This window comes from Pseudomonas sp. IzPS59, assembly GCF_014863505.1.
GTDB classification, from domain to species: Bacteria; Pseudomonadota; Gammaproteobacteria; order Pseudomonadales; family Pseudomonadaceae; genus Aquipseudomonas; species Aquipseudomonas kribbensis.
In genome coordinates, this window is the sequence record NZ_CP062251.1 from 6,159,935 (window position 1) to 6,179,669 (window position 19,735).

The following is a 19,735-nucleotide window of genomic DNA, read 5'->3' on the forward strand; positions in this document are numbered from 1 at the left end:
ACATCAGGCAGGCTCCGGCACCTTGCCGAACGCCCCTTGCCGCGACAGCAGAATCACCAGCCCGAACGCCCCGGCCGCCATGAACCACGGCAATGCGTGCCCGCTGATCCATTGGCTGCCCGCCCCCGCCGCCAACGGGCCAATCAGGCAACCCACACCCCACAGCTGCGCGACATGCGCATTGGCGCGCACCAGTGCGTCATCTCGATAGCGCTCGCCGATCAGGATCAGCGACAAGGTGAACAAGCCACCCGCACTGGCACCGAACAGCACCCACAGCGGCCAGATCAGCAGGGTGTCGATCAGCATCGGGATCGCCAGACTCGACAGCATCAGCACCACCGCGCAACCGGCGAACAAGGTCCGCCGCGACAGGTAGTCGGCCAGCGCACCGATGGGCAATTGCAGCAGCGCGTCGCCCACCACCACGGTGCTGACCATCGCCAGGGCGATTTCCGCCGTGAAGCCCTGCTGCAGGCAGTACACCGGCAACAGGGTCAGGATCATTGCCTCGAACGCGGCGAACAGCGACACCGCCCAGGCAATCGCCGGCAATTCGCGAGCGAAGCCCCACAGATCGCCGAAGGTCACGCTGCTGGCCTCGCTGCTCGGCGCACCACTGCGACCCAGCAACAGAAGTGGCGCAGCGATCAAAAGGCCGACACCCACCCAGAAGCCGTAATCATGCTCGGTACCGAGCGCACCCAGCAGCAACGGACCGGACAATTGGCTGAGCGCATAACTGCTGCCATACAGCGCCACCAATCGCCCGCGCCACTGCTCGACCACCAGTTGATTGATCCAGCTCTCGCCGAGGATGAAGACAATGGTCAGGATCACCCCGATCATCAGCCGCAGCACCAGCCAGATCGGATAACTTGGCAGCAGTGCCAGCAGGCCGATGGACAATGCCCCGCCCCACAGGCACAGGCGCATCAGATTCGCCGTGCCGAAGCGCGCAGCCAGATGACTGGAAACCTTCGCCCCCAGCAACACGCCAATGGCCGGCATCGCCGCCATCACGCCGATGGCGAACGAACCATAACCCCAGCCCTCCAGACGCAACGACACCAGCGGCATGCTGACGCCAAGGGCCAGGCCAACACTCAAGACAGACGCCAACACGGCGAAATACGTCGCCCAACGCATGGTCCACGCTCCTGTGGATAATTTTTATGTGCACACAAAACCAATGTGGGAGCGAGCCTGCTCGCGATAGCGGTGTCACACTCAACATTGATGTCGACTGTCACACCGCTATCGCGAGCAGGCTCGCTCCCACAGGGATCTCTGTTCGATTCGGGAGCCTGATTCACTCAGGCTCCCGTCAACGGTTTACAGCTTGATCCAGGTCGCCTTCAGCTCGGTGTATTTGTCGAACGCGTGCAGCGACTTGTCACGACCATTGCCCGACTGCTTGAAGCCGCCGAACGGTGCGGTCATGTCGCCGCCATCGTACTGGTTGACCCACACGCTGCCGGCACGCAGTGCCTTGGCGGTCAGGTGCGCCTTGGAGATATCCTGGGTCCAGACCGCTGCCGCCAGACCGTAAGGCGTGTCGTTGGCGATGTTGATCGCCTCCTCGGCGGTATCGAATGCAATGACCGACAGCACCGGGCCGAAGATTTCTTCCTGGGCAATCTTCATCGCGTTGCTCACGCCGTCGAAAATCGTCGGTTCGACGTAGGTGCCACCGGTTTCCTGAAGGATGCGCTTGCCGCCGGCCACCAGTTTGGCGCCATCGGTGTGGCCCGACTCGATGTAGGACAGTACGGTGTTCATTTGTTGAGTGTCGACCAGCGCACCGACGTTGGTGGCCGGATCCAGCGGATTGCCCGGTTTCCAGGCTTTCAGCGCCTCGATCACCATCGGCAGGAATTTGTCCTTGATCGAACGTTCGACCAGCAGACGCGAACCGGCGGTGCAGACTTCGCCCTGGTTGAAGGCGATGGCGCTGGCGGCGGATTCGGCGGCAGCTTGCAGGTCCGGCGCATCGGCAAACACGATGTTCGGGCTCTTGCCGCCGGCCTCCAGCCACACACGTTTCATGTTCGATTCACCGGAATAGATCATCAGTTGCTTGGCGATCTTGGTCGAACCGGTGAACACCAGGGTGTCGACATCGTTATGCAGAGCCAGCGCCTTGCCGACGGTGTGGCCGTAGCCCGGCAACACGTTCAGCACGCCTTTCGGGATGCCGGCTTCAACGGCCAGTTCGGCGATGCGGATGGCGGTCAGCGGGGATTTTTCCGACGGTTTGAGGATCACCGAGTTACCGGTCGACAGCGCCGGGCCGAGTTTCCAGCAGGCCATCATCAGCGGGAAGTTCCACGGCACGATGGCGCCGACTACGCCCACCGGCTCACGGGTCACCAGACCCAGTTGGTCGTGCGGGGTGGCGGCGACTTCGTCGTAGATCTTGTCGATCGCCTCACCGCTCCAGCTCAGGGCTTGGGCGGCTCCCGGAACGTCGATGTACAGCGAGTCGCTGATCGGCTTGCCCATGTCGAGGGTTTCGAGCAGGGCCAGTTCTTCGGCGTGCTGCTTGAGCAGGCCGGCGAAACGGATCATGGTGGCTTTGCGTTTGGTCGGCGCCAGGCGCGACCAGACACCGGAATTGAACGTAGCGCGGGCGTTTTCCACGGCACGCTGGGCGTCGGCGGCGTCACAGCTGGCAATCTTGCCCAGCAGACGGCCATCGACCGGGCTGATGCACTCGAAGGTCTCGCCGGAGACGGCATCGGTGTACTCGCCATTGAGGTAGGCGCGGCCTTCGATCTTCAAGTCGCGGGCGCGTTGTTCCCAGTCGGCACGAGTCAGGGTGGTCATTCGAGTGTCCTCCTCTTGTTGAATACGAACGCCGCGCGATCTTCGCCGGCGTCCTCAGGAATTCTGCCCGGCCAGCCTGTTTTCGGCCCAAGGCACCCGCCACCCTAAACCAGCGGCCGGGGTTGTTTCAATATATTTGACATAAGGCGGTTATACAGCCTTGCGGCGTTCAATTTAATCAACATAGACTTTGGCCCTTTCAAGCCACCGCGCCGTCATCACAGGAGAAAACAACAATGAACATCCAGAACGTCGTCGACATCAGCCTGACCATGGACCAGGCCGAGCGCTACCGCCCGGATCCGGCCAAAGTATTGAAGGGCGATCCCGAGCAGGCGGTGTTCAATCAATACGACAGCCCTTGCGGGCAAATGGGCGTTGGCGTGTGGGAAGGTGCAGTGGGTCAGTGGACGGTGAATTACACCGAACACGAATACTGCGAAATCCTCCAGGGCGTTTCGGTGCTGCGTGACGGCGAAGGCAATGCCAAGACTCTGCGTGTCGGCGACCGCTTCGTGATTCCGGCCGGTTTCCGTGGCACCTGGGAAGTGCTGGAGGCATGCCGCAAGGTCTATGTGATCTTCGAACAGAAGGCCTGAGGCCTTTCGCCAGGCAACAAAAAAGGCCCGTATCGTGAGATACGGGCCTTTTTCGTAAGTCGGGAAAAATCAATTACTTGATTTTGCCTTCCTTGTAGATCACGTGCTTGCGAACAACCGGATCATATTTCTTGATCTCGATTTTGTCCGGGGTAGTACGCTTGTTCTTGTCGGTAGTGTAGAAGTGACCAGTACCGGCGCTCGAAATCAAACGAATCAATTCACGCATGATTAGCTCCCTTAAATCTTGCCGTCGCGACGCAGCTCGGCCAGCACAACGCTGATGCCACGCTTGTCGATGATACGCATGCCTTTGGCGGAAACGCGCAGGCGTACGAAACGTTTCTCTTCTTCAACCCAGAAGCGGTGATGCTGCAGGTTCGGCAGGAAACGACGACGGGTTTTGTTGTTTGCGTGGGAAATGTTATTCCCGGTTACCGGACCCTTACCGGTAACTTGACATACTCTAGACATGCCTCAGCCCTCTAAAACCACATGCCCAACCCGGCATGGGTTGGCCGCTTAATCTCTAGTCATTGTGGCGCCAGGCGCCGCGATTCTTTAGAGGTCTTACCGGCTACACCTACAAGCGAAGGAACCGGGCCCCTAGAAAAGAGCGCTGCTTTATACCAGAAAGACCACGGAGCAACAACTTTCCGTGTGCAATGAATGGCTAAAAAGCCGCTTTTCCTGCCCGCAAGCGGCTTGGACAAAGGCTGGCGGCAATTTTTACCATTCGTCGAAGAAAACCGATCATACCCGCATTCGCGACTTTTCCTGCCGCCACTTCCGACAAATCCTCAGCCGCACAGCCCCGAAAATGCAAAAAGGGGATAGTCATTTGCAATCGCGACCACTAGGGTAGGCCTTTTCCAGACTGCACTTGCAGATGGGCCTTCGATCTGTAAAGGAAGCCGACCATGCGCCTCGCTGCCCTCCCCCTGCTGCTCGCCCCGCTCTTGCTGAGTCCCCTGGCCCAGGCCGCCGCCCTGAGCGTGTGCACCGAGGCCAGCCCTGAAGGGTTCGACGTGGTGCAGTACAACTCGCTAACCACCACCAACGCCTCGGCCGACGTGCTGATGAATCGCCTGGTGGACTTCGATACGACGACCGGCAAAGTGGTCCCAAGCCTGGCCGACAGCTGGGAAGTCAGCACCGACGGCCTGACTTATATATTCAAACTGCACCCGCAGGTGAAGTTCCACAGCACCGAGTACTTCAAGCCGACCCGCGAACTGACTGCCGAAGACGTCAAGTTCAGCTTCGACCGCATGCTCGACCCGGCCAACCCGTGGCACAAGGTTGCCCAGAGCGGCTTCCCGCACGCCCAGTCGATGCAGTTGCCGAGCCTGATCAAGAAGATCGACGCCCTCGACCCGCTGACCGTGCGCTTCACCCTCGATCACCCGGACTCTACGTTCCTCGCTACCCTGAGCATGGGGTTCGCCTCGATCTATTCCGCCGAATACGCCGACAAATTGCTGAAGGCCAACGCGACCGACAAGCTCAACAGCCAGCCCATCGGCACCGGCCCGTTCGTGTTCACCCGGTTCCAGAAAGACGCCTCGATCCGCTACAAAGCCAACCCGGACTACTTCGGCGGCAAACCTGCGGTGGACCCGCTGATCTTCGCCATCACCCCGGACGCCAATGTGCGCCTGCAAAAACTGCGGCGTAACGAGTGCCAGATTGCCCTGTCGCCAAAACCATTGGACGTACAGGCCGCGAAAGAAGAACCGACGCTGAAAATCGAAAAGACTGACGCGTTCATGACTGCATTCGTTGGCATCAACAGCCAGCATCCGCCATTGGACAAGCCTGAAGTGCGCCAGGCGATCAACCTCGCCTTCGACAAGGCCAACTACCTGAAAGCCGTGTTCGAAGACACCGCCGAACCCGCCAACGGCCCGTACCCGCCGAATACCTGGAGCTACGCGAAGAACCTGCCGGGTTACCCGCACGACGTGGCAAGAGCCAAGGCTTTACTGGCCAAGGCCGGGCTGAAGGACGGTTTCCAGACCACCATCTGGACGCGTCCGTCCGGCAGCCTGCTCAACCCGAACCCGAGCCTCGGCGCGCAACTGCTGCAATCGGACCTGGCGGAAATCGGCATCCAGGCGGAAATCCGTGTGATCGAATGGGGCGAGCTGATTCGTCGTGCCAAGGCTGGCGAGCATGACCTGCTGTTCATGGGCTGGGCCGGTGACAACGGCGACCCGGACAACTTCCTCACTCCGCAGTTTTCTTGTGCGGCGGTGAAGTCCGGCACCAACTTCGCCCGCTACTGCAACGCCGATCTGGACAAGCTGATCAGCGCCGGCAAGACCACCAGCGAGCAGGGCGTGCGCACCAAGCTCTATGAACAGGCGCAGGCGCAGATTCAGCAGCAGGCGCTTTGGCTGCCGCTGGCGCATCCGACAGCGTATGCGCTGACGCGTAAAGACGTGCAGGGTTACTCGGTGAGCCCGTTCGGGCGGCAGGATTACTCCAAGGTCACCCTCAAGTAATCCGCCCCGGCTTGCAGCGACTGCAGTCGCTGCAAGCTACATCCAGCCACACTCCGCCATCGACAACGGCTCGCCATCACCGACAATGAAGTGATCGAGCACCCGCACATCGATGAACTCCAAAGCCTTCTGCAATCGCTTGGTCAATAATCGATCAGCCTGACTGGGGTCGGTGTTACCCGACGGATGGTTATGACACAGGATCACAGCTGCCGCGTTGTTGGCCAACGAGCGCTTCACCACTTCGCGGGGATGCACCGCCGTGTTGTCGATCGAGCCGCGAAACAGCGTTTCAAAGGTCAGCACCTGATGTTTGGAGTCCAGAAACAGGCAGCCGAAAACCTCGTGCGGCTCGTGGCGCAGCATGGCCTTGAGGTAATCACGGACCACCTGTGGATTCTCCAGCGCCGTTTTCTGGCGCATGCGCTCGGCCAGATGTCGCCGCCCCATCTCCAGCACAGCCTGCAGTTGGGCAAACTTCGCCGGCCCCAGGCCCAATTGCTCGCTGAACGCGCCGAGATCGGCCTCCAGCAATGCCCGCAGGCTGCCGAACTGACTCAACAAGTGTCGCGCCAGATCCACCGCGCTTTTGCCGGATACGCCGGTGCGTAGAAAAATCGCCAGCAATTCGGCATCGGAAAGACTTCCCGAGCCCTGTTCCAACAGCTTCTCCCGCGGCCTTTCCGCCGCCGGCCAATCGCGAATACTCATACACATTCCTTGTCTGTGGGCGCCGCTGTTCCGTAGCGGTCGCTGTGATATCGTAGCCCATCTTTTTTGCGGGCGAATTCACCCTGGGGAGGGGGTTTCGCCACGCATGTCACCAACGAAATGAAAGGCAGACCTATGCAGCGGCTGTATCGGAAACGCATCGTTCTGGGCGTCGGCGGCGGTATCGCTGCCTACAAGAGCGCCGACCTTGTGCGCCGCCTGATCGATCAGGGCGCCGAAGTGCGCGTGGTCATGACCCGTGGCGGCAGCGAATTCATCACCCCGCTGACCATGCAGGCCCTGTCCGGCCACCCGGTTCACCTGGATCTGCTCGACCCGGCCGCCGAAGCGGCGATGGGCCACATCGAACTGGCCAAATGGGCCGATCTGGTGCTGATCGCCCCGGCCACCGCCGACCTGCTGGCCCGCCTGGCCCAAGGCATTGCCAACGATCTGCTGACCACACTGGTACTGGCCACTGACGCAATCGTCGCTGTCGCGCCGGCCATGAACCAGGCCATGTGGCGTGACCCGGCGACCCAGGCCAACCTGCAACTCCTTGAAAGCCGTGGCCTCAAGACCTTCGGCCCGGCCTCTGGCAGCCAGGCCTGCGGCGACGTCGGCATGGGCCGCATGATGGAAGCCACCGACCTGGCCCAGCTCGCGGCAGACTGCTTCCAGCGTCAGGCGCTGACCGGCAAGCACGTGGTGATCACCGCCGGTCCGACCCAGGAAAACATCGACCCGGTGCGCTACATCACCAACCACAGCTCCGGCAAAATGGGCTTCGCCCTGGCTGAAGCCGCGGTGGAAGCCGGCGCCCGCGTCACGCTGATCAGCGGCCCGGTGCATTTGCCGACGCCGGATCGCGTCACGCGTATCGACGTGGTCAGCGCCCGCGACATGCTCGCCGCCTGCGAAGCCGCGATCCCTTGCGACATCTTCATCGCCTCGGCGGCGGTCGCGGACTACCGTCCTGAAGTCGTCGCCCCGCAAAAATTGAAGAAAGACCCTACGAGCGGCGACGGCTTCGTCCTGCAAATGGTGCGCAACCCGGACATCCTGGCCACCATCGCGACCCGTCCCGACCGTCCGTTCAGTGTCGGCTTCGCCGCCGAGACCGAACACCTGCTCGACTACGCTGCACGCAAGCTGAAGGACAAGAATCTCGATCTGATCGTCGCCAACGACGTCGCCAACCCGAGCATCGGCTTCAACAGCGAAGAAAACGCCTGCAGCGTCATCGACCGTGGGCTGCACGCCACGGTTTTCGCCCAGACCAGCAAGAGCAAGATCGCTCGCCAGCTCGTCACTTTTATCGCCGAACGTCTGAACCAGGTTTAATTTACATGCACGCTTTGCAAGCCAAGATCCTCGACCCACGCATCGGTACCGAATTCCCGCTGCCGCAATACGCCACACCGGGCTCCGCCGGCCTCGACCTGCGCGCCATGCTGGAACAGGACATCGTGATCAAGCCGGGCGAAACCGTGCTGATCCCTACCGGGCTGTCGGTGTACATCGGCGACCCGAACCTCGCCGCACTGATCCTGCCGCGCTCGGGCATGGGCCATAAGCACGGCATCGTGCTGGGCAATCTGGTCGGCCTGATCGACTCCGATTACCAGGGCCCGCTGATGGTGTCCTGCTGGAACCGTGGCCAGACCGAATTCACCATGCCGGTCGGCGAACGTCTGGCGCAGCTGGTATTGGTGCCGGTGGTGCAGGCGCACTTCGAAATGGTTGAAGAGTTCGTCGAAACCGAGCGCGGCGCTGGCGGTTTCGGCCACTCCGGCACCAAGTAATCGGCTAAAAACCTGTCGTGGCGAGTGCGTGTTGCTTGCCACGAAATTCAAAATGTCATCTGCAAGGTTTAGCGCCGAAAATCAAGGCATTGGCAGGCCAAAGCCACGCCGGACAAGGCGTCATGGCCCTTTCACACCACGAACTCTCTGTGAAAACCGCCGTCATACCCTTCAGTTTGAGCCTGCCGCCGAGATGATTCGTCGGTGTGTCCCGCCACTTTCGAGATGGAGCATTTTCGCAGATGAGCACCCCCGCCCAAGTCGCCCCGAAGCTTCCCGACAGCATCTTCCGCGCCTATGACATTCGCGGCACCGTGCCGGAATTCCTCAATGCCGAAACCGCTTACTGGATCGGCCGCGCCATCGGCTCCCAGAGCCTGGCCCAGGGTGAACCGAACGTGTCCGTCGGCCGTGACGGCCGCCTGTCCGGCCCGGAACTGGTTGCCGAGCTGATCCGCGGCATCGCCGAAAGCGGCTGCCATGTCAGCGACGTCGGCCTGGTGCCGACCCCGGCTCTGTACTACGCCGCCAACGTGCTGGCCGGCAAATCCGGCGTGATGCTCACCGGCAGCCACAACCCGTCGAACTACAACGGCTTCAAGATCGTGATCGCCGGCGACACCCTCGCCAACGAACAGATCCAGGCCCTGCACGAGCGCCTCAAGACCGGCAACCTGAGCAGCGGCAAGGGCAGCGTGACCCAGGTCGAGATCCTCGACCGCTACACCACCGAAATCGTCCAGGACATCAAACTGGCCCGGCGCCTGAAAGTCGTGGTCGACTGCGGCAACGGCGCGGCCGGCGTGATCGCCCCGCAACTGATCGAAGCGCTGAACTGCGAAGTCATCCCGCTGTTCTGCGAAGTCGACGGCAACTTCCCGAACCACCACCCGGATCCGGGCAAGCCTGAAAACCTCGTCGACCTGATCGCCAAGGTCAAGGAAACCAAGGCTGACATCGGCCTGGCCTTCGACGGTGACGGCGACCGCGTCGGCGTGGTGACCAACACTGGCACCATCGTGTTCCCGGACCGTCTGCTGATGCTGTTTGCCCGCGACGTGCTGGCCCGCAACCCGGGCGCGGAAATCATCTTCGACGTCAAATGCACCCGTCGCCTGATTCCGCTGATCAAGGAATACGGCGGCCAGTCGCTAATGTGGAAGACCGGTCACTCGTTGATCAAAAAGAAAATGAAACAGTCCGGCGCATTGCTGGCCGGCGAAATGAGCGGGCACATCTTCTTCAAGGAACGCTGGTTCGGTTTCGACGACGGCATTTACAGCGCCGCACGGCTGCTGGAAATCCTCAGCAAGGAAAAATCCGACGCGGAAACGCTGTTCGCGACCTTCCCGAACGATATTTCCACGCCGGAAATCAATATCCATGTGACCGAAGAGAGCAAATTCAGCATCATTGATGCACTGCACGATGCGCAGTGGGGTCCAGGCGCCGACCTGACCACCATTGACGGCGTGCGGGTCGATTACGCCAAAGGCTGGGGCCTGGTGCGCGCCTCCAACACCACACCGGTGCTGGTGCTGCGCTTCGAGGCCGATGACGAGGCTGAATTGCAGCGCATCAAGGCTGTGTTCCATGCCCAGTTGAAACGCGTTGCACCTGATCTCCAACTACCGTTCTGATTCACCCGGAGCCCTGAATGACCCTCGAACGCGAAGCCGCCGCCCAAACCGCCAAGGTCCTGTCCGAAGCGTTGCCTTACATCCGACGTTATGTCGGCAAGACCCTGGTGATCAAATACGGCGGCAACGCGATGGAAAGCGAGGAGCTGAAAACCGGCTTCGCCCGCGACATCGTCTTGATGAAAGCCGTGGGCATCAACCCGGTCGTGGTTCACGGCGGCGGCCCGCAGATCGGTGATCTGCTCAAGCGCCTGTCGATCGAAAGCCACTTCGTCGACGGCATGCGCGTCACCGATGCGGCGACCATGGACGTGGTGGAAATGGTCCTCGGCGGCCAGGTCAACAAAAGCATCGTCAACCTGATCAACCGTCACGGCGGCAGCGCCATCGGCCTGACCGGCAAAGACGCCGGGCTGATTCGTGCGAAGAAACTCACCGTCACCCGCCAGACCCCGGAGATGACCCAGCCGGAAATCATCGACATCGGCCAGGTGGGCGAAGTGGTCGGGATCAACACCGAACTGCTGAACCTGCTGGTCAAAGGCAACTTCATTCCGGTGATCGCGCCAATTGGCGTGGGTGAAAACGGCGAGTCGTACAACATCAACGCCGACCTGGTGGCCGGTAAAGTCGCCGAAGCGCTGAAAGCCGAGAAGCTGATGCTGCTGACCAACATTGCCGGCCTGATGGACAAGTCGGGCAAGGTCCTGACCGGCCTGAGCACCCAGCAGGTCGATGACCTGATCGCCGACGGCACCATCTACGGCGGCATGCTGCCGAAGATCCGCTGCGCACTGGAAGCGGTTCAGGGCGGCGTGGGCAGCTCGCTGATCATCGACGGTCGTGTACCGAACGCGATCCTGCTGGAAATCTTCACTGACACCGGTGTGGGCACGCTGATCAGCAATCGCAAGCGTCCGTAAGCAATCGCAAAAATAAAAAGACCCCGCTCAGCCTGACTGAGCGGGGTCTTTTTTTGCCTGGAAGAAGCGATCAGACGCCGAACTGAGCGCGATAGGCTTCAACGGCTGGCAGGTGCTGCTTGAGCTGCGGATCGTCTGCCAGGAATTCCAGCACCTGGTTCAACGACACGATGCTGATGACCGGAATGCCGAAGTCACGCTCGACTTCCTGGATTGCCGACAGCTCACCGTTGCCGCGCTCCTGACGGTTCAGGGCGATCAGCACGCCAGCGGCCTTGGCGCCGTCCTGGGAAGCGATGATCTGCATCACTTCACGGATCGCGGTGCCAGCGGTGATCACGTCGTCGATGATCAGCACTTCACCGGTCAGCGGTGCGCCAACCAGGCTGCCGCCCTCGCCGTGGGCCTTGGCTTCCTTGCGGTTGAAGCACCATGGCAGGTCACGGTTGTGGTGTTCGGCCAGTGCCACGGCAGTGGTTGCCGCCAGCGGGATGCCTTTGTAGGCCGGGCCGAACAGCACGTCGAACGGAATACCGCTCTCGGCGATGGCTGCGGCGTAGAAACGACCCAGCTGCGCCAGTGCAGAACCCGAGTTGAACAGGCCGGCGTTGAAGAAGTAAGGACTGGTGCGTCCGGACTTCAGGGTGAACTCACCGAAGCGCAAAACGCCGCGATCGATGGCAAAACGAATGAAATCGCGCTGATACGCTTGCATGAAAAAAACCCCAAATACCACGGATTTAGCTAATTAGCTTGACGCCGTGTATCATACACGCACGCGATTTTTGGGGCCATTTATGCGGATCATCAGTGTGAACGTCAATGGTATTCAGGCTGCAGTCGAGCGCGGTTTGCTCAGTTGGCTGCAAGCACAGAATGCCGACGTCATCTGCCTGCAGGACACCCGTGCCTCCGCCTTTGAACTGGATGACCCAGCCTTCCAACTGGACGGCTACTTCCTTTATGCCTGCGATGCTGAAGTCCCTGCCCAAGGCGGCGTGGCTTTGTATTCGCGGTTGCAACCGAAGGCTGTCATCAGCGGTCTCGGTTTCGAGACGGCCGACCGCTACGGGCGCTACCTGCAAGCAGATTTCGACAAAGTCAGTATTGCCACCTTGCTGCTTCCTTCGGGGATGAACGGCGATGAGGACTTGAACCAGAAGTTCAAGCTCATGGACGACTTCGGCAAGTACCTGGACAAACAGCGGCGCAAACGTCGCGAGTACATTTATTGTGGCTCGCTGTACGTCGCGCAGCAGAAGCTCGACATCAAGAACTGGCGCGACAGCCAGCAATCCCCGGGCTTCCTGGCGCCAGAACGCGCCTGGATGGACGAGATTGTCGGCAACATGGGCTACGTCGATGCCCTGCGCGAAGTCAGCCGCGAAGGCGACCAGTACAGCTGGTGGCCGGACAACGAACAGGCCGAAATGCTGAATCTGGGCTGGCGCTTCGACTACCAGATCCTGACCCCGGGCCTGCGGCGCTTTGTGCGCAGCGCACGCCTGCCGCGTCAGCCTCGGTTCTCGCAGCACGCGCCGCTGATCGTTGACTACGACTGGACGCTGACCATCTAAGCGTCGTTTCGCAGTAGAAAAAATGCCCGTATCGCAGGATACGGGCATTTTTTATGGGTCGCGTTAGACAGCAGCGAAGAACGGCAGCGCCAGGTACAACTTGATCACGATGACATTGATGATATCGATGAAAAATGCCCCCACCATCGGCACGACCAGAAACGCTATCTGCGAAGGTCCGTAACGCTGCGTCACCGCTTGCATGTTGGCGATGGCGGTCGGCGTCGCACCAAGGCCGAAACCGCAATGTCCGGCCGCCAGTACTGCCGCGTCGTAGTTGCGCCCCATCACCCTGAACGTCACGAACACCGCGAACAGCGCCATGACCAGTGTCTGTACCGCCAGAATGATGAAGATCGGCAACGCCAGCGCTGCCAGGTCCCACAGCTTGAGCGACATCAGCGCAATCGCCAGAAACAGCGACAGGCTGACGTTGCCCAGCACCGAGACTTCCCGCTCGAAGACCTGATACAGACCAAACGCCGAGAGGCCGTTGCGCAGCACGACGCCCACGAACAAGACACATACGAATGTCGGCAACTCGAATGCCGTGCCATGCAACAGCCCGTTCAGCAGAGTGCCGACCAGCAGGCTGACCGCGATCAGCGCCAGGGTTTCGATGAACGAGAATGGCGTGATCGAACGCTCCTTGTTCGGCTGCTCAAAACCCTTTGGCAGGCGCGGCGCCTTCTGCGCGTGGCAACCCGGCACCTCGACCCGCTTGATCAGCAGACGGGCAACCGGCCCACCGATCAGCCCACCCAGCACCAGACCGAATGTCGCCGAGGCTATCGCCAGCTCGGAGGCCGAAGCCAGACCGTATTTCTCGCTGAACACCGTTCCCCACGCGGCGCCGGTTCCGTGACCACCGGCCAGCGTGATGGAGCCCGTCAACAGACCCATCAGCGGATCGAGCCCCAGCATTGTGGCGAGTCCGATACCCATGGCGTTCTGCAGGATCAGCAGGCCGGTGACCGCCAATAGAAATATCCCGACTACGCGACCGCCCTTCTTCAGGCTGGCGAAGTCTGCACTCAGACCGATAGTGGCAAAAAACGCCAGCATCAGCGGCGCCTGCAACGAGGTATCGAATCGAACTTCTATATCGAGCGCTCGCAACACCAGAAGAACCAGAGCAATCAACAGGCCACCCGCGACAGGTTCGGGAATATTGAAATTGCGCAGTACACCAACACGGGTAACAAGACCACGCCCCAGCAGAAGTACAAGGGAAGCGGCCACGAGCGTGCCGTAAAAATCGAGCTGAATCATCTGGATTATTCTTGGCTATATAGTCGGAGGCGAACTTTTCCCTGGATACGCCTCACGAATCGGCTGGCTGTTTCAACACTGGAAACACTGGAATTCAAGAGCCTTCGATGGCCTGAATATATCGAAATATTTCTGAAGGAATATGACGTGCGACAACCTTAACAAGCGCAAAGTCATGCTGCCAATGACCTTTGGCCGCCTCAAGGCATTGCAGTTGTGACTAAAAATGTAAGGCTGATGAATAAGTAAAATATTCCCTGCCATTCATCGCAGGCAGACTATTCCTACAATCAGTGCAGGTTTATGTAGTTGCAAAAAAGCCCTGACAAGTCAGGGCTTTTAAACATGCAGAACTAATTATTCCAACATGCACATTTCGGCTGAAGGCTACTTTATCAAGCGCCAGGTAAACGGATAACGGTACGGAAAACCTTCATTGGCTTTTACGCCACCGATGATCGTCAACACCAGTGCGCCGATGGCAAGCAGGCCGAACAGCACGAACCCGATGATCAGCACCATCAGCAGGAAGCAGATCATCGAAGCAATCGCCACGGTGATCTGAAAATTCAGCGCTTCCTTGCCCTGGGCATCGATAAACGGATCCGTCTCGCGCTTCATCTGCCACAGGATCAAAGGCCCGATCAGCGTGCCGAACGGAACCCAGATCCCCAGCAAGGCGGACAAGTGACAAAACATCGCCCACTGGCGAACCTCGTGGCTCGGCTTGGGCAGCAACTCTTGCTCATCACTCATCGCGTCCTCCTTGCGGGTTACGAACCGGCTCAGTCGGCCAGTGCAGCCGTTTGCAGTTCGAAGATCTCGTTCATGCCTTTCTTGGCCAGCTCCAGCATCGCGGTCAGCTCTTCAGGCTGGAACGGTGCGCCTTCGGCAGTGCCCTGCACTTCGATGAAGCCGCCGGTGCTGGTCATCACCACGTTCAGGTCGGTCTCTGCGGCGGAGTCTTCAAGATAGTCCAGATCCAGCACTGGCTCGCCCTGGTACATGCCCACGGAAACGGCACCGATCATTTGCTTGAGCGGGTCGCCGCCTTTCAGGCCGCCGCGCTTCTTGATGACTTTCAGGGCATCGACCAGCGCAACCATGGCGCCGGTGATCGACGCGGTGCGGGTACCGCCGTCGGCCTGGATCACGTCGCAGTCGACGTACAGGGTGACGTCGCCCAGCTTGGACATGTCCAGCGCGGCGCGCAGGGAACGACCGATCAGGCGCTGGATTTCCAGGGTGCGGCCGCCCTGCTTGCCACGGCTCGCTTCCCGCTGGTTACGCTCGCCGGTGGCGCGCGGCAGCATGCCGTACTCGGCGGTCAGCCAGCCTTGGCCCTGACCTTTGAGGAAACGCGGTACGCCGTTCTCGACGCTGACGGTGCAGATGACTTTGGTATCACCGAATTCGACCAGTACCGATCCCTCGGCGTGCTTGGTGTAGTTGCGGGTAATGCGGATCGAGCGGAGCTGATCGGCAGCGCGACCACTTGGACGTTTCATAGGAGATACCTGTACTGGGGACGGAAAACTGCGGAGCATTATAGAGCTGCGCACCGCGCCTGGGCACTGCCTAAAAATTCCGGCCGTCGATCCAGGGCCCTGAAACGCGCTTCGCCGACGGCCTGCAGCCCTTTGTCACACCGTGTGTTTGGGCGCATCTGCCGCACTGCGCTACAATCCTGCGCCTTTGCTGCCAGTCGGCTTAAATTCATTGATATCGAGCTGCGAAGCTTCAATTCGCGCCGATCTGTATCGCGAGGTCACCCCATGGTGCACAGCATGACCGCCTTCGCCCGCGTCGAAAAAGCTGGCGTTCAGGGCACCCTGAGCTGGGAGCTGCGCTCGGTCAACAGCCGCTACCTGGAACCCCACCTGCGCCTGCCGGAATCGTTTCGCGACCTCGAAGGCGCCGTCCGCGAAGCCCTGCGTCAGGGCCTGTCGCGCGGAAAACTGGAATGCACCCTGCGCTTCACCGAGGAAAGCACCGGCAAGCCACTGCAAGTGGATCGCGAGCGCGCTGCACAACTGGTCGCTGCTGCCGAGACCGTCGCCGGCCTGATCAAGAACCCGGCGGCGCTGAATCCGCTGGAAGTGCTGGCCTGGCCGGGCGTGCTGGTCGCCGACGCCACCGACCCGCAGGCCTTGAACGCGGAAGCGCTGGCCCTGTTCAATCAAGGCCTGAAAGACCTCAAGGCCGGCCGCGAGCGCGAAGGCGCGGAGCTGGCACGCCTGATCAACGATCGCCTGACCTCCATCGAGGAAGACGTGGTGACCCTGCGCGAACTGGTTCCGCAGATGCTCGCCACCCAACGCCAGAAAGTCCTCGACCGCTTCGCCGACATGAAGGCCGAGATGGACCCGCAGCGCCTGGAACAGGAAATGGTCATGCTCGCGCAAAAGAGCGACGTGGCTGAAGAACTGGATCGCCTGAGCACCCACATCATCGAAGTTCGCCGGGTGCTGAAATCCGGCGGTGCCGCCGGTCGGCGCCTGGACTTCCTGATGCAGGAGCTCAACCGCGAAGCCAACACACTGGGCTCCAAGGCCTTCGACCCGCGCAGCACCCAGGCGGCGGTCAACCTGAAGGTGTTGATCGAGCAGATGCGCGAACAAGTGCAGAATATTGAGTAAGGCAACAGACATGACCCATAGCACCGGCACCCTGTACATCATTTCCGCCCCTTCGGGCGCGGGCAAGAGCAGCCTGGTCAAAGCCCTGACCGACGCCAACCCGGAAATCCGCGTCTCGATTTCCCACACCACCCGTGCCATGCGCCCGGGCGAAGTGGATGGCGTGAACTATCACTTCGTGAGCCGCGAAGAGTTCGTGAAGATGGGCGAGCACGGCGACTTCCTCGAACGCGCCGAAGTCTTCGGCAACTTCTACGGCACCTCGCAAAGCCGCCTGCAGCAGACCCTGGACGAAGGTCACGACCTGATTCTGGAAATCGACTGGCAAGGCGCCGAGCAGGTGCGCAAGCTGATGCCCCAGGCCCGTTCGATCTTCATTCTTCCGCCATCGCTGCAGGCCCTGCACCAGCGCCTGACCAACCGCGGCCAGGACAGCGACGAAATCATTGCCGGCCGGATGCGCGAAGCCGTCAGCGAGATGAGCCACTACGTCGAGTACGACTACCTGATCATCAACGACGATTTCGCCCACGCGCTGGACGATCTGAAAGCGATTTTCCGCGCCAATCAGCTGCAACAGAAACGCCAGCAAGTGCGTTTCGGCAAATTGCTGGCTGAATTGCTGGGCTGAAACAGCACTTCCCAAAACCGCTGCAAGGGCTTTACATTGGTGCTTGCAGCGCGTTGAAGAGTCTGGTCAAAAAATCAGCGCTTCCCTAATCGCTGGTGATTTTTTAAACTGTTGAGTCCGCTCGCCCAACCGGGCAGCGCGCATATTGCATTCGCTCCGAGGAATACCATGGCCCGCGTAACCGTTGAAGACTGCCTAGAACACGTGGAAAACCGCTTTGAGCTGGTCATGCTCTCTACCAAGCGTGCCCGTCAACTGGCCACCGGCGGCAAAGAGCCCCTGGTACAGTGGGAAAACGACAAACCGACCGTAGTTGCGCTGCGTGAAATCGCTGAAGGCCTGATGAGCTACGAGTTCATCGCCGAGCAGGAAATCGTCCACGAAGACCCGGTCTTCGCTGCGTTCGAGGACGAGTCCAACGAGGCCGTCTAAGCCTATGCCTGGTCGACGTAGCACGGCGCGGGATCACAGCCTACGGCAGGAGTTATCATGCCGAGCATAGACGCCCTCGCCGATCGCTTATCGACCTACCTCGGCAACGACCAGGTCAACCTGGTCCGCCGAGCGTATTTCTACGCCGAACAAGCCCACGACGGCCAACGCCGCCGCAGCGGCGAGGCGTACGTCACGCATCCCCTTGCCGTGGCAAACATTCTTGCCGACATGCACATGGACCATCAGAGCCTGATGGCCGCGATGCTGCATGACGTGATCGAAGACACCGGTATCGCCAAGGAAGCGCTGCAAGCGCAGTTCGGTGAAACCGTGGCCGAACTGGTCGACGGGGTCAGCAAACTGACCCAGATGAACTTCGAGACCAAGGCCGAAGCCCAGGCTGAAAACTTCCAGAAAATGGCCATGGCCATGGCACGCGACATTCGCGTGATCCTGGTCAAGCTCGCCGACCGCCTGCACAACATGCGCACGCTGGAAGTGCTGTCCGGTGAAAAACGCCGGCGCATCGCCAAGGAAACCCTCGAGATCTACGCGCCCATCGCCAACCGACTGGGCATGCACGCAATCCGCATCGAGTTCGAAGACCTCGGCTTCAAGGCCATGCACCCGATGCGTTCCGCGCGTATCTACCAGGCGGTCAAGCGCGCCCGGGGCAACCGCAAGGAAATCGTCAACAAGATCGAAGAATCCCTTGGCCACTGCCTCGCCATCGACGGCATCCAGGGTGAAGTCAGCGGTCGCCAGAAACACCTCTACGGCATCTACAAGAAAATGCGCGGCAAGCGTCGGGCCTTCAACGAGATCATGGACGTCTACGCGTTCCGGATCATCGTCGACAAGGTCGATACCTGCTACCGCGTGCTGGGTGCTGTACATAATTTGTACAAACCATTGCCGGGTCGCTTCAAGGATTACATCGCGATCCCCAAGGCCAACGGCTATCAGTCGCTGCACACCACGCTGTTCGGCATGCACGGTGTACCGATCGAGATCCAGATCCGCACCCGCGAAATGGAAGAGATGGCCAACAACGGCATTGCCGCCCACTGGCTGTACAAATCCAGCGGCGACGAGCAGCCGAAAGGCACCCATGCCCGGGCCCGTCAGTGGGTCAAAGGCGTGCTGGAAATGCAGCAACGTGCCGGCAACTCGCTGGAATTCATCGAGAGCGTGAAGATCGACCTGTTCCCGGACGAGGTCTACGTGTTCACGCCCAAAGGCCGGATCATGGAGCTGCCCAAAGGCTCCACGGCGGTCGACTTTGCCTACGCGGTGCACACCGACGTCGGCAACAGCTGCATCGCTTGCCGGATCAACCGTCGTCTCGCGCCGCTGTCCGAACCGCTGCAAAGCGGCTCCACGGTCGAGATCGTCAGCGCCCCCGGCGCACGGCCGAACCCGGCGTGGCTCAATTTCGTGGTCACCGGCAAGGCGCGGACCCACATCCGCCACGCGCTGAAACTGCAACGCCGCTCCGAATCCATCAGCCTCGGCGAACGCCTGCTGAACAAGGTGCTCAACGGTTTCGACAGCGCGCTGGAACAGATTCCGGCCGAACGCGTGAAGGCGATGCTCACCGAGTACCGCCTCGAACTGATCGAAGATTTGCTGGAAGACATCGGCCTGGGCAACCGCATGGCCTACGTCGTCGCACGCCGCCTGCTGGGCGAAGGCGAACAATTGCCAAGCCCGGAAGGCCCGCTGGCGATTCGCGGCACCGAAGGTCTCGTGCTCAGCTACGCCAAGTGCTGCACGCCGATCCCGGGCGACCCGATTGTCGGTCACCTGTCGGCGGGCAAAGGCATGGTCGTGCACCTGGACAACTGCCGCAACATCAGCGAAATCCGCCACAACCCGGAAAAATGCATCCAGCTCTCGTGGGCCAAGGATGTCACCGGCGAATTCAACGTCGAACTGCGCGTCGAGCTGGAACACCAGCGCGGCCTGATCGCCCTGCTGGCCAGCAGCGTCAACGCGGCCGACGGCAATATCGAGAAAATCAGCATGGATGAGCGCGATGGTCGCATCAGCGTCGTCCAGTTGGTGGTCAGCGTCCACGACCGTGTGCACCTGGCCCGCGTGATCAAGAAACTGCGCGCACTGACCGGGGTGATCCGCATCACCCGCATGCGTGCCTGAGCCCACC

At 60.6% G+C, this 19,735-nt stretch carries 19 protein-coding genes and 1 pseudogene; 11 read left to right on the forward strand and 9 right to left on the reverse strand.

Features of this window, described 5'->3' with window-relative positions; all coding sequences use genetic code 11:
- Positions 1 to 3: 3 nt before the first annotated feature.
- Entirely contained in the window at positions 4 to 1,149 is a 1,146-nt protein-coding gene (locus tag IF189_RS27790; RefSeq protein ID WP_119426803.1) for an MFS transporter, read from the reverse strand.
- A 186-nt stretch (positions 1,150 to 1,335) separates the two neighbouring features.
- Positions 1,336 to 2,829 carry an aldehyde dehydrogenase gene (locus tag IF189_RS27795; RefSeq protein ID WP_085708877.1) on the reverse strand — a complete coding sequence of 498 codons (1,494 nt, stop codon included), beginning with the start codon at positions 2,827 to 2,829 and terminating at the stop codon, positions 1,336 to 1,338.
- Between the two features lie 236 nt (positions 2,830 to 3,065).
- Between IF189_RS27795 and IF189_RS27800 the strand changes: the two genes are divergently transcribed.
- Positions 3,066 to 3,428 carry a cupin domain-containing protein gene (locus tag IF189_RS27800; RefSeq protein ID WP_085708876.1) on the forward strand — a complete coding sequence of 121 codons (363 nt, stop codon included), beginning with the start codon at positions 3,066 to 3,068 and terminating at the stop codon, positions 3,426 to 3,428.
- Positions 3,429 to 3,501: 73 nt separating this feature from the next.
- Here IF189_RS27800 and rpmG read toward each other — a convergent pair whose 3' ends face one another.
- Together rpmG and rpmB are read right to left on the reverse strand one after the other, a co-directional pair.
- Complete coding sequence (gene rpmG / locus IF189_RS27805) at positions 3,502 to 3,657, reverse strand: 50S ribosomal protein L33 (RefSeq protein WP_003177274.1); 156 nt, start codon at positions 3,655 to 3,657, stop codon at positions 3,502 to 3,504.
- Positions 3,658 to 3,668: 11 nt separating this feature from the next.
- Positions 3,669 to 3,902 (reverse strand): 50S ribosomal protein L28, encoded by a 234-nt coding sequence (gene rpmB, locus IF189_RS27810; protein ID WP_003229474.1) that lies wholly within the window; start codon positions 3,900 to 3,902, stop codon positions 3,669 to 3,671.
- Positions 3,903 to 4,348: 446 nt separating this feature from the next.
- Between rpmB and IF189_RS27815 the strand changes: the two genes are divergently transcribed.
- Positions 4,349 to 5,935, forward strand: a complete 1,587-nt coding sequence (locus IF189_RS27815) for an ABC transporter substrate-binding protein (protein WP_134828503.1) — start codon at positions 4,349 to 4,351, stop codon at positions 5,933 to 5,935.
- A 36-nt stretch (positions 5,936 to 5,971) separates the two neighbouring features.
- Here IF189_RS27815 and radC read toward each other — a convergent pair whose 3' ends face one another.
- The gene (radC, locus tag IF189_RS27820; RefSeq protein WP_085708874.1) at positions 5,972 to 6,646 is read right to left on the reverse strand and encodes a RadC family protein; all 675 of its coding nucleotides are present in this window, start codon (positions 6,644 to 6,646) and stop codon (positions 5,972 to 5,974) included.
- A gap of 135 nt (positions 6,647 to 6,781) precedes the next feature.
- On the opposite strand from radC, the gene coaBC reads away from it, so the two are divergent.
- From coaBC to argB, 4 genes and pseudogenes are all read left to right on the forward strand, one after another.
- Positions 6,782 to 7,990 carry a bifunctional phosphopantothenoylcysteine decarboxylase/phosphopantothenate--cysteine ligase CoaBC gene (gene coaBC / locus IF189_RS27825; RefSeq protein WP_085708873.1) on the forward strand — a complete coding sequence of 403 codons (1,209 nt, stop codon included), beginning with the start codon at positions 6,782 to 6,784 and terminating at the stop codon, positions 7,988 to 7,990.
- 5 nt (positions 7,991 to 7,995) lie between these two features.
- A complete protein-coding gene (gene dut, locus IF189_RS27830) occupies positions 7,996 to 8,451 on the forward strand; it encodes a dUTP diphosphatase (protein ID WP_065258173.1) in 456 nt (151 codons plus the stop codon).
- 263 nt (positions 8,452 to 8,714) lie between these two features.
- Positions 8,715 to 10,091: pseudogene (locus tag IF189_RS27835) on the forward strand (phosphomannomutase/phosphoglucomutase); the annotation flags it as partial.
- 17 nt (positions 10,092 to 10,108) lie between these two features.
- Entirely contained in the window at positions 10,109 to 11,014 is a 906-nt protein-coding gene (gene argB / locus IF189_RS27840; RefSeq protein WP_065258175.1) for an acetylglutamate kinase, read from the forward strand.
- Positions 11,015 to 11,084: 70 nt separating this feature from the next.
- On the opposite strand, the gene pyrE is transcribed toward argB, so the two are convergent.
- Positions 11,085 to 11,729: an orotate phosphoribosyltransferase gene (gene pyrE / locus IF189_RS27845; RefSeq protein WP_007954442.1), complete on the reverse strand. Its 645-nt coding sequence runs from the start codon at positions 11,727 to 11,729 to the stop codon at positions 11,085 to 11,087.
- A gap of 82 nt (positions 11,730 to 11,811) precedes the next feature.
- Between pyrE and IF189_RS27850 the strand changes: the two genes are divergently transcribed.
- Positions 11,812 to 12,591 carry an exodeoxyribonuclease III gene (locus IF189_RS27850; protein ID WP_007920349.1) on the forward strand — a complete coding sequence of 260 codons (780 nt, stop codon included), beginning with the start codon at positions 11,812 to 11,814 and terminating at the stop codon, positions 12,589 to 12,591.
- A 63-nt stretch (positions 12,592 to 12,654) separates the two neighbouring features.
- Here IF189_RS27850 and gltS read toward each other — a convergent pair whose 3' ends face one another.
- From gltS to rph, 3 genes are all read right to left on the reverse strand, one after another.
- Positions 12,655 to 13,863: a sodium/glutamate symporter gene (gene gltS, locus IF189_RS27855; protein ID WP_192552569.1), complete on the reverse strand. Its 1,209-nt coding sequence runs from the start codon at positions 13,861 to 13,863 to the stop codon at positions 12,655 to 12,657.
- 387 nt (positions 13,864 to 14,250) lie between these two features.
- On the reverse strand, positions 14,251 to 14,619 hold the full coding sequence (locus IF189_RS27860; RefSeq protein WP_085708869.1) for a DUF4870 domain-containing protein: 369 nt from the start codon (positions 14,617 to 14,619) through the stop codon (positions 14,251 to 14,253).
- Positions 14,620 to 14,648: 29 nt separating this feature from the next.
- The gene (rph, locus tag IF189_RS27865; protein WP_085708868.1) at positions 14,649 to 15,371 is read right to left on the reverse strand and encodes a ribonuclease PH; all 723 of its coding nucleotides are present in this window, start codon (positions 15,369 to 15,371) and stop codon (positions 14,649 to 14,651) included.
- A 267-nt stretch (positions 15,372 to 15,638) separates the two neighbouring features.
- Between rph and IF189_RS27870 the strand changes: the two genes are divergently transcribed.
- The 4 genes from IF189_RS27870 to spoT all read left to right on the forward strand — a co-directional run bounded on the left by IF189_RS27870 (position 15,639) and on the right by spoT (position 19,728).
- Positions 15,639 to 16,502, forward strand: coding sequence for a YicC/YloC family endoribonuclease (locus IF189_RS27870; RefSeq protein WP_007954440.1), 864 nt, complete (start codon positions 15,639 to 15,641; stop codon positions 16,500 to 16,502).
- Positions 16,503 to 16,512: 10 nt separating this feature from the next.
- A complete protein-coding gene (gmk, locus tag IF189_RS27875; RefSeq protein WP_085708867.1) occupies positions 16,513 to 17,133 on the forward strand; it encodes a guanylate kinase in 621 nt (206 codons plus the stop codon).
- 168 nt (positions 17,134 to 17,301) lie between these two features.
- Positions 17,302 to 17,565 (forward strand): DNA-directed RNA polymerase subunit omega, encoded by a 264-nt coding sequence (gene rpoZ, locus IF189_RS27880; RefSeq protein WP_003229503.1) that lies wholly within the window; start codon positions 17,302 to 17,304, stop codon positions 17,563 to 17,565.
- Between the two features lie 57 nt (positions 17,566 to 17,622).
- A complete protein-coding gene (gene spoT / locus IF189_RS27885) occupies positions 17,623 to 19,728 on the forward strand; it encodes a bifunctional GTP diphosphokinase/guanosine-3',5'-bis pyrophosphate 3'-pyrophosphohydrolase (protein ID WP_007954439.1) in 2,106 nt (701 codons plus the stop codon).
- The last annotated feature ends 7 nt before the right edge of the window (positions 19,729 to 19,735 follow it).

Excerpts from the sequence above, each read along its gene's own strand:
- IF189_RS27790 (WP_119426803.1), bottom strand. The coding sequence starts at position 1,149 with ATGCGTTGGGCGACGTATTTCGCCGTGTTGGCGTCTGTCTTGAGTGTT.
- IF189_RS27795 (WP_085708877.1), bottom strand. The coding sequence starts at position 2,829 with ATGACCACCCTGACTCGTGCCGACTGGGAACAACGCGCCCGCGACTTG.
- IF189_RS27800 (WP_085708876.1), top strand. The coding sequence starts at position 3,066 with ATGAACATCCAGAACGTCGTCGACATCAGCCTGACCATGGACCAGGCC.
- rpmG (WP_003177274.1), bottom strand. The coding sequence starts at position 3,657 with ATGCGTGAATTGATTCGTTTGATTTCGAGCGCCGGTACTGGTCACTTC.
- rpmB (WP_003229474.1), bottom strand. The coding sequence starts at position 3,902 with ATGTCTAGAGTATGTCAAGTTACCGGTAAGGGTCCGGTAACCGGGAAT.
- IF189_RS27815 (WP_134828503.1), top strand. The coding sequence starts at position 4,349 with ATGCGCCTCGCTGCCCTCCCCCTGCTGCTCGCCCCGCTCTTGCTGAGT.
- radC (WP_085708874.1), bottom strand. The coding sequence starts at position 6,646 with ATGAGTATTCGCGATTGGCCGGCGGCGGAAAGGCCGCGGGAGAAGCTG.
- coaBC (WP_085708873.1), top strand. The coding sequence starts at position 6,782 with ATGCAGCGGCTGTATCGGAAACGCATCGTTCTGGGCGTCGGCGGCGGT.
- dut (WP_065258173.1), top strand. The coding sequence starts at position 7,996 with ATGCACGCTTTGCAAGCCAAGATCCTCGACCCACGCATCGGTACCGAA.
- argB (WP_065258175.1), top strand. The coding sequence starts at position 10,109 with ATGACCCTCGAACGCGAAGCCGCCGCCCAAACCGCCAAGGTCCTGTCC.
- pyrE (WP_007954442.1), bottom strand. The coding sequence starts at position 11,729 with ATGCAAGCGTATCAGCGCGATTTCATTCGTTTTGCCATCGATCGCGGC.
- IF189_RS27850 (WP_007920349.1), top strand. The coding sequence starts at position 11,812 with ATGCGGATCATCAGTGTGAACGTCAATGGTATTCAGGCTGCAGTCGAG.
- gltS (WP_192552569.1), bottom strand. The coding sequence starts at position 13,863 with ATGATTCAGCTCGATTTTTACGGCACGCTCGTGGCCGCTTCCCTTGTA.
- IF189_RS27860 (WP_085708869.1), bottom strand. The coding sequence starts at position 14,619 with ATGAGTGATGAGCAAGAGTTGCTGCCCAAGCCGAGCCACGAGGTTCGC.
- rph (WP_085708868.1), bottom strand. The coding sequence starts at position 15,371 with ATGAAACGTCCAAGTGGTCGCGCTGCCGATCAGCTCCGCTCGATCCGC.
- IF189_RS27870 (WP_007954440.1), top strand. The coding sequence starts at position 15,639 with ATGGTGCACAGCATGACCGCCTTCGCCCGCGTCGAAAAAGCTGGCGTT.
- gmk (WP_085708867.1), top strand. The coding sequence starts at position 16,513 with ATGACCCATAGCACCGGCACCCTGTACATCATTTCCGCCCCTTCGGGC.
- rpoZ (WP_003229503.1), top strand. The coding sequence starts at position 17,302 with ATGGCCCGCGTAACCGTTGAAGACTGCCTAGAACACGTGGAAAACCGC.
- spoT (WP_007954439.1), top strand. The coding sequence starts at position 17,623 with ATGCCGAGCATAGACGCCCTCGCCGATCGCTTATCGACCTACCTCGGC.